This window comes from Deltaproteobacteria bacterium (assembly GCA_016874775.1).
GTDB lineage: Bacteria > Desulfobacterota > Binatia > Bin18 > Bin18 > VGTJ01.
The window spans coordinates 24,288-31,751 of sequence record VGTJ01000051.1; the positions used below are offsets into that span (position 1 = coordinate 24,288).

Consider the following 7,464-nt stretch of genomic DNA (forward strand, 5'->3'; position numbering starts at 1 on the left):
AATCAGCACCAAGAATGGTGGGGTAGTCTCCGGTTCTCCCATTCTCCACCTCTCTCCTTCAGTACCCGGTTAACGTCCGTACTGGCGGCCTAATCCCCGCACTGTCGGGTGGCTCATTAACTCGCGGATTTTCGGGTCGTTCATTAACTCACCCAGGTTTCCTGAGTGGATTGCCTGCATCAGACGTTCGTCGCTCAAGATGCTCTGCACCAGGGGGTCGTCTCGCATAGAAAGAATGCTGTTCATTGCGGCTGGATCCTGACTGAACGCCTGCTGCAGATCGTTGGTCGAGGGGATCACCGCTGGTGGTGAACTCGATGGGAGAGCCCCAGTATCTGTAACAGACTGTGCTGTTTCTGGCTGCCATTGCTGGGTGGTTGCAGAAGTCTTGTCTGACTGTGTGGGGGCACTTTTGGCTTTGGCCCCGCGAATAGCCTTCACGCGATATTCTGGAATTTCCACATCCCCTAGTGTTTCTGAGCGTAGTCGATAGGTTTTGCCGTCCATCGAGAGGACCTGCGCGCGAATGACACTGCCATCGATAAGCTCGACGTCTCGGAGTGAACTTCCATAGGCGGAAGTGAATGAGCAGAAGAAGGTAAGCAGGGAGAGGGCGAAGAACCGAGTACGCATGATATTTTTACCTCGTAGGACGAACATCGTCCCTTTTCTTTATAAGTGTAGCAAGCTCTTGCTCCTCAACGCCATGACGATTACAGTCTAAGAAGTAAATTTTAGCGAAGGAGGCGTTCTGATGGCAGATCAAGGCTACGCTCGACCAGAAATGTTGACGACAACGGAGTGGGTAGCGGCTCACCTCAACGACGCCAACCTGTGCCTCGTCGATTGTGATAACCGCGACGCATATCGACGTGCACACATTCCTGGTGCCATCACTTTTCGAGGGCATCATTACCTGAAAGAAGAAGAAGGTGCGGTGCATATCATGGGACCAGAGAAGTTTGCTGCGACCATGAGCGCACTGGGCATCGGTGATGACACGTTAGTCATTGCGTATGACAGCTTTAGCGGCCTCTATGCGGCGCGCTTTTGGTGGGCGTTGAATTACTATGGCCATACACAGGCGAAAGTCGTGAATGGTGGCTGGGATAAATGGCTTGCGGAAGGACGCCCTGTGACTATGGCTACTCCGCAGGCTAAAAAAGCAACGTTTACTGTTCGCCCACAGGAAAGCATGATTGCCCGTTGGGACTATGTTCGTGATTCCATAGGCCGCAGTGATCGTACCCTGCTTGATGTCCGCTCTGATGATGAGTGGGCTGGTGTGAACGCGCGCGGCACGAAACGTGGTGGCCGTGTTCCTAGTGCAGTTCATTTGGAATGGCTCAACTACGTCGATAGCAAAACCAAAGAGTTCAAACCGGCAGAAGAATTACGGGCAATGTTTCACAAAGTTGGCGTTGTCCCCGAACGTGAAGTCATCACCTATTGACAAGGCGGTATCCGTGCGGCGCACGGACTCTTTACACTGCGACTTCTCGGCTTTGATCATGTTCGTAATTATGACGGGTCGTGGGGAGAGTGGGGCAATCGCGAAGATTTACCGTTAGAGAAATAAAAGGGAGTATGGTGTTGCACTACTTCACTCGCTTTGTGTGGGTCCCTTTGTTGTTCGTGAATCTCTTGCTGGGGGGTAGCTCAGCGGCATTCGCTGAGAACAAAGGGCAGGGGACCTTGGTTGTCGAAGCCTTAGGCGAAGGCGGGCAATCGAGTTCAACGCAAGCGCATCTCTACCCCGTAAACTCACAAACTCCAGTTGCGACCGTCAAAATGGGCGCTCCGGTCAATCTTCCTCCAGGGACCTATCGGCTCGAACTCGACGTCCTCGGAGGAAAGATCAAGCGTGACAATGTGTTAGTCAAAGCCGGACGAACGAGCACGGTGATCATCAATGAGGTTGCAGGCCTGCACATTAGTGCCCTCGATAAGAAGGGTAACGAACTGGGGCTTGGGGTAGAAGTGTATGATCCCACTTCAGGCCAGAAACTTGGTGACTTTCTCAGTGGAGAGACAATCTTTGCGTACCCAGGAATGCTGGATGTGAAAGTGGCAACCCCACCTCAGGGGCAGTGGTATCGGCAAGTCCAACTGAAGGGCAATACGCTATCGACGCTTGAACTCAGAGAACAAATTCGAGGACAGCTCCGGGTGTATCCCCTGTTGGAAGGGAAAGACGTGAGTGCCGCCACGGAGGTGGTCATTTATCAGGCTGGTACGCAAAAAGCCGTTGCTCGGAGCACGCCAGCTGCAGAACATCGCTTTTCCTTGGATACTGGCGCGTATGACATTTACGTGCAGAATGCTACCGGTAGAGGAAAACCATTTGTGATTGATCGGGTCGAGATTCAAGGAGAAGGAACTGTCGAAAAGAACGTTCCTCTCGATGCTGGCGCGGCTCCGCAGCGTGTTCCTGCGACTCCATCTCAACCTTCGCAGGAACAAACGTTATAGATTACTGCCTTTTTAATAGACAAACGGAATGAGTCGCCATGTTCGGGTGCGGTAGCGCGCAAATGCCTCGCCGAATGTTTCTGCGAACAGTTTCTCTTCATCGGCAATCCGTAAGAGGGTCCCGATGAGATACGCCGGTGCGGCAATGAGCACGAGTTTGCTGCGAAAGACCAAGAGGAAACCGGCGAAAGCGAGAAGAGAGCCGCTATAGATGGGATGCCGAACCCAACGATAGCACCCTGTCGTGATCAAGTGATGCTCGGGTTGCAAGGTAACAAATCCGCTAAAGAGTTGCCCGAGCTGCCACATCCCAGCGATACGAATTGCCATGCCTAGAACGGTTGCGGCGAGACCACTGTAGCGGAGAAGGTCACTCTCAGGCCACACAAAAAGCTCCCGCCGATCTGCATAGGGCAAGTACCAACACAGCCCTCCAACAGTGCCGAGAGCAAGAAACGTCAGCCACCGCTGACGACGTACTTCTTTCGTCCCTTCAGAAAAGAGTTCAAGTGGGATAAATAAGAGCAGCAAGGTGCTCAGAGCAAAAACCATGACCACTCCGGTTCGCGCGGGGTGTTGCAACAAACCGTCTCGTTCCCCCCAGCCCTGGACCATGAAGCCCACTGCAAACAACAGGAAGAAAACGAGCTGAAAGTTCTTAAGGGGTGTAGAGTTGTTGAATGGTGCCTTCGAGGGAGGCATACCATTGCTCAAATGGGGTCTCAGCTGGAACGACAATTTCGAGTTTGCCGTTCTGTAAGGTGCGAACATTGCCGGGCCCCTGCGGGCGAAGGGGAATGACAACCGCTTCACGCGAGATACCGAGCCGGTCGAGAATCGCAAAGATTTGCTCAATCTGCGAGAGTTGTACTCCGAGATGCGCCATACAAGCCTCTATTATCGGTGGAGCAGCGGCAGTGCTGCGAGTGCTAGGACACTGACACCAAGAACCACAAGGATACTCCATAAAGCAATTGGGGGGCGCAATTCTAGTGCTGTGCCACACTGTACACAATGCCACAGATATGACCCGCCCGTCAGATACACACGATTCCACTTGTGACATGCCGGGCAACGCGGTTTTGGAGGTCGGCGGAAGAGGGATGAAAACTGTGCCACAGATGTACACCAAAAAATTTTCTCCATCGTACCATGATGATTTTCTTCAGTCGAGGTGTACAGGTACGACCATACCTGGTTTCTCAGTATTGAGTACCCAGACAGCGCCTCTCTGCAGCCGCTTCCCTTCTGCGTTTCAGACGTGCTTTACCGCGATGACTCATCTGGCGGTGGCCGCTTTCCTGATAACCAGAAGTGATAATTGAGGTTGAATCCCATAGTCGTCGTGAACGCGCGGACATTGCGAATAATCTGCACCGCTTGCCAGACGCTCCGTTCGCGTGGTTCACGGACGCGAGCAAGAAAAGGGAGAGCAAGCAGACGGAGCGTCGACGAGACAAAGAAGAGTACTAAAAAGGGGCTCCAGGACAGATCGTATTCTTGGAGAATGCGAGGAAGACGCTTCAGGGCAATACCACCCAAGATTGGTGCGATGACGGCGGTAATCCCGGCAACGGCGTTAAACGTAGAGAAGTAAATCGAACGATGCGCAAGGGGAGAAATCTTTAACACGAGATTGCCCGTGCACAACCGAATACCAGCCCAGAACAACCCACCTTGGACATGAAGCAATACGAACAGCCAGAACGTGTCTCGGTTGGTGAACAACCATCCATACGGAATCAGTGCGGCGAAAAAACTGCCGAGCAACAAAAGTGGTTTGTTGGTTTCTCGGTCTGACAGACGGCCCCAGATACGGACACTGGCAAGATCAGCAATACTCGATAACACGGCGTATGTGGTGACCGTGGCATAACTGAGTTGCAACGTCTTCAGCATGTACACTGCGAAAAACGGTGCCGTGAAATAGACTGCTGAGTTCCACAGAAACGTGAACAGCAGAAAGGCGCGGAAATTCTGATCACGAAAGGGCAATTGCAGGCGCTGCCAGAAGGGCTGGCCGTCAGTGCCTTCGTGTAACGGTGGTTCGTAAATCCGTGCCTGGATGAATAAACTGACAATGCCAGTGAGAACGCCGACGCCGAAGAGTATGAGCAGGGCATCCATCTCGCCAGTGGGGTGACTGTCCTTCCAGACATCGAGAAAGCGGCCACCGATAAGGGTAGCAATCAATGCCGCCACACCAATCGCGGCATTGCGTAGCCCAAAGTAGCGACCGCGGCGCTCTTCATGGACAAGGTCTGCCATCCATGACATCCATGCCAGATTGTTGATGGCGGTGCCGATCTGCGACAGACCAATGACCCACATGCTCAGGTAGAGCAAAGATTTACGTTGCAACCCCCAGAGTGCAGCGCCGATAATGACGAGCCATAGCAGACGGGCACAAGTGCCAGCCCAGAGCGCAAGTGGGCGGCGACGACCGATCCGCTCGATCACATAGGTGAAAAACAACTGTGCAACGTTGGCGAGCACCGGGAACGCCGCCAACAGGCCGATTTGCACCTCGGTCGCTTTGAGCGCAAGAGCATAACCGACGAGAAAAACACCACCTGTGAGGTTGGCATAGAGATTGGCGAAGACGCCGTCCCAGATCGAGAGCGAGAGTGCCTTCCGGACGGTGCCTTCGTGAGTTTCAGGTGTGAGTTGCCTGGATTCCCCTGCACGCATTCTCAACGCTATTTGGCAATCAGATTGAGCAGTTGAGAATGCAGGAGAGTGTTGCTCGCAACAAGCCCCTGCAAGAGTGTCTTCGGTTGATTGAAAATGACCTGCCGACCATCAAGATGCGACACCCGTCCACCTGCCTCTTCCACGAGTAAGACGCCAGCGCAGATATCCCATTCATTCTTCGGAGTGAGGGTGAACGTGGCATCGGCATCGCCAATCGCGAGAACGGCTAACTTATATGCGATACTTCCCATCGGTCGCATCTGGAACTGGGAGAGGAAGTTTTTCCATTCTCCGCGTTTCGTTTCTGAACGGCTCGCGAGAATGGTCGCGGCAGAGAGTTGGCGTGTCTGGGTGACTTGTAACCGGCGCTGATCATGCCAGGCGCCCTGACCTCGCACAGCCCAAAACAGCTGATCGTGAATCGGATTATAGACAACCGCAACCATCGGTCGGCCATTGTCAATCAGTGCGATGGAAACACCAAACTCAGGAATTTTATCAATGAATTCTTTCGTGCCATCCAGCGGGTCGACAAGCCACACCCGTTGACGAGACAAGCGCTCGGGGGAATCGACCGTCTCTTCCGAGAGCCAGCCATACTGCGGGAACGCAGCGCGAAGTATCGCGTGGATTTTCTCATTGGCCTGGTGATCGGCAATCGTGACAGGGCTGTCTTTCCTGCGATCTTTGTAATCGACGGTGTACTGAGCAGAATAAAAAGAGCGAATGATCGCGCCAGCCTCGCGGGCTGCCGCGATAGCGCAATCCTTTTCTTGCGTAAAAGTAGGAGTCGTCATAAGCAGATGAAGAGGGGCAACCTTTCTCAGCGGTTATTTTTTCTTTTTCTTGAGGTGCTTCTGGTAATCTTTGGCCAACGTGGCGAGCAGCTCTTCCCGTTGATCATACAATCGTTTATGCGGGCGTTTCGCATGGTTGGCTACGGCGTAGGCACTCAACAGCGGTAAGGCTACAGTAGAGTCAACATAGCACACAACTGTGTCAGGAAGCGCATCTGGGTCGACCTTGCCCCACGTCACCCCTTCACTCGGGGTCGCGCCTGAGAGACCGCCGGTATCTGGGCGCGCATCTGTGAACTGGATGTAATAGTCATGTCCCTTTTCAGCGAGCCCCAACACTTCCTGGATTTGTGGCTCAGTTTGCAATGCAAAGTTTTTCGGTGAGCCACCACCAAGGATAAAGATGCCGCTTTTGCCACGGCTGCGCTTGGCGCCATAAACAATTGCCGCGGTTTCATTGACATCGCGTGACACGTCGAACACGAGACCGTTCCCTCGCAGCGCCTGGGCGGCAACATTCATGCCGATAGAACTATCGCCAGGGGAAGACGTGTAGATGGGGACGCCATACTCTGCCGCAACCGACAGGAGTGACCGTCGTTTCTGCCCGAGGGCTTTCTCGCGTTCTCGAACGTAGCGTCCCATGTGATAGTGAAACTCAGCTGTGCTCATCGGCTTCTGAAATTCAGGAGCGGTCATGGTTTGAAAGAAGAAGGCATCAGTTTTCAGCAGCACATCATAATCAAAGAAAATATCATAGATACGGACAACCTGATCTTGCCGCAGTGTGACATCGCTAACGTGAGGCGAACCTTGATGCATGGTGAGGCCGATGCCGAAATGGGTATCATGATAGAGATTGGCTCCTGTTGATACCATCCAATCAATAAAGCCATGCTCAATAAGCGGGATCAGGCAGGAAATGCCGAGGCCTGCCGGCGTGAGTGCTCCTGTAACGGTTACACCAATTGTGACATTCGGTTCGAGCATCTTCCGGGTAAAGAGCTGAGCTGCCTCGCGCAACCGTGCTGCGTTATATGCTTGAAACGTTTGATCGATCAACTCAGTGACCGAGATCGATCGATCGACTGGTCGTGGATCGATCTTTGGGCCATATGAACGGCGGTTGGTGCGAGCCATGCGATCTCCTTTAGCAATGAAATGGAAGGCCACACTTACCATCTCGACCAAACGGAGACCAGGGCGGAGGAACATGCTTGCCCTTGACGAGCGAGAGGAAGATGGGAGAAAGAATGGGGGTATGCAGTAGCGGGAAGAGTGGGAACTCTCTGGGCTTTTTGCAAAGAATGGTTGCAACGGTGCCATGTTGAGCGAAGCGAAACATCTCTCTGTACTGCTGGTTGAGAGATTCTTCGCTTCACTGCTCAGAAACACACTCTCAGGCCGAGACGGGCTGGGGGAGGAGCGTGAACCCCAACCGGGCGGCGGTCCGTTTGAGGTGGCGAAGGGTGCGTTGACGCAGGTGTTCATCATAGGCTTC

7 protein-coding genes are annotated in these 7,464 nt (G+C 53.3%); 2 read left to right on the forward strand and 5 right to left on the reverse strand.

What is annotated here, in order from left to right:
* Window positions 1-69: 69 nt before the first annotated feature.
* Window positions 70-633, reverse strand: a complete 564-nt coding sequence (locus tag FJ147_10860; GenBank protein ID MBM4256388.1) for a hypothetical protein — start codon at window positions 631-633, stop codon at window positions 70-72.
* 121 nt (window positions 634-754) lie between these two features.
* Between FJ147_10860 and FJ147_10865 the strand changes: the two genes are divergently transcribed.
* Both FJ147_10865 and FJ147_10870 read left to right on the forward strand, forming a co-directional pair.
* Window positions 755-1,453 carry a sulfurtransferase gene (locus FJ147_10865; GenBank protein ID MBM4256389.1) on the forward strand — a complete coding sequence of 233 codons (699 nt, stop codon included), beginning with the start codon at window positions 755-757 and terminating at the stop codon, window positions 1,451-1,453.
* 134 nt (window positions 1,454-1,587) lie between these two features.
* On the forward strand, window positions 1,588-2,472 hold the full coding sequence (locus FJ147_10870) for a hypothetical protein (protein ID MBM4256390.1): 885 nt from the start codon (window positions 1,588-1,590) through the stop codon (window positions 2,470-2,472).
* Window positions 2,473-2,484: 12 nt separating this feature from the next.
* Here the strand turns inward: FJ147_10870 and FJ147_10875 are convergent, their stop codons facing one another.
* The 4 genes from FJ147_10875 to FJ147_10890 all read right to left on the reverse strand — a co-directional run bounded on the left by FJ147_10875 (window position 2,485) and on the right by FJ147_10890 (window position 7,103).
* A complete protein-coding gene (locus FJ147_10875; GenBank protein ID MBM4256391.1) occupies window positions 2,485-3,243 on the reverse strand; it encodes an isoprenylcysteine carboxylmethyltransferase family protein in 759 nt (252 codons plus the stop codon).
* A 495-nt stretch (window positions 3,244-3,738) separates the two neighbouring features.
* The gene (locus FJ147_10880; protein MBM4256392.1) at window positions 3,739-5,163 is read right to left on the reverse strand and encodes an MFS transporter; all 1,425 of its coding nucleotides are present in this window, start codon (window positions 5,161-5,163) and stop codon (window positions 3,739-3,741) included.
* 8 nt (window positions 5,164-5,171) lie between these two features.
* Complete coding sequence (locus tag FJ147_10885) at window positions 5,172-5,963, reverse strand: 3'(2'),5'-bisphosphate nucleotidase CysQ (GenBank protein MBM4256393.1); 792 nt, start codon at window positions 5,961-5,963, stop codon at window positions 5,172-5,174.
* Window positions 5,964-5,996: 33 nt separating this feature from the next.
* A complete protein-coding gene (locus FJ147_10890; protein ID MBM4256394.1) occupies window positions 5,997-7,103 on the reverse strand; it encodes a deoxyhypusine synthase in 1,107 nt (368 codons plus the stop codon).
* Between the last annotated feature and the right edge of the window lie 361 nt (window positions 7,104-7,464).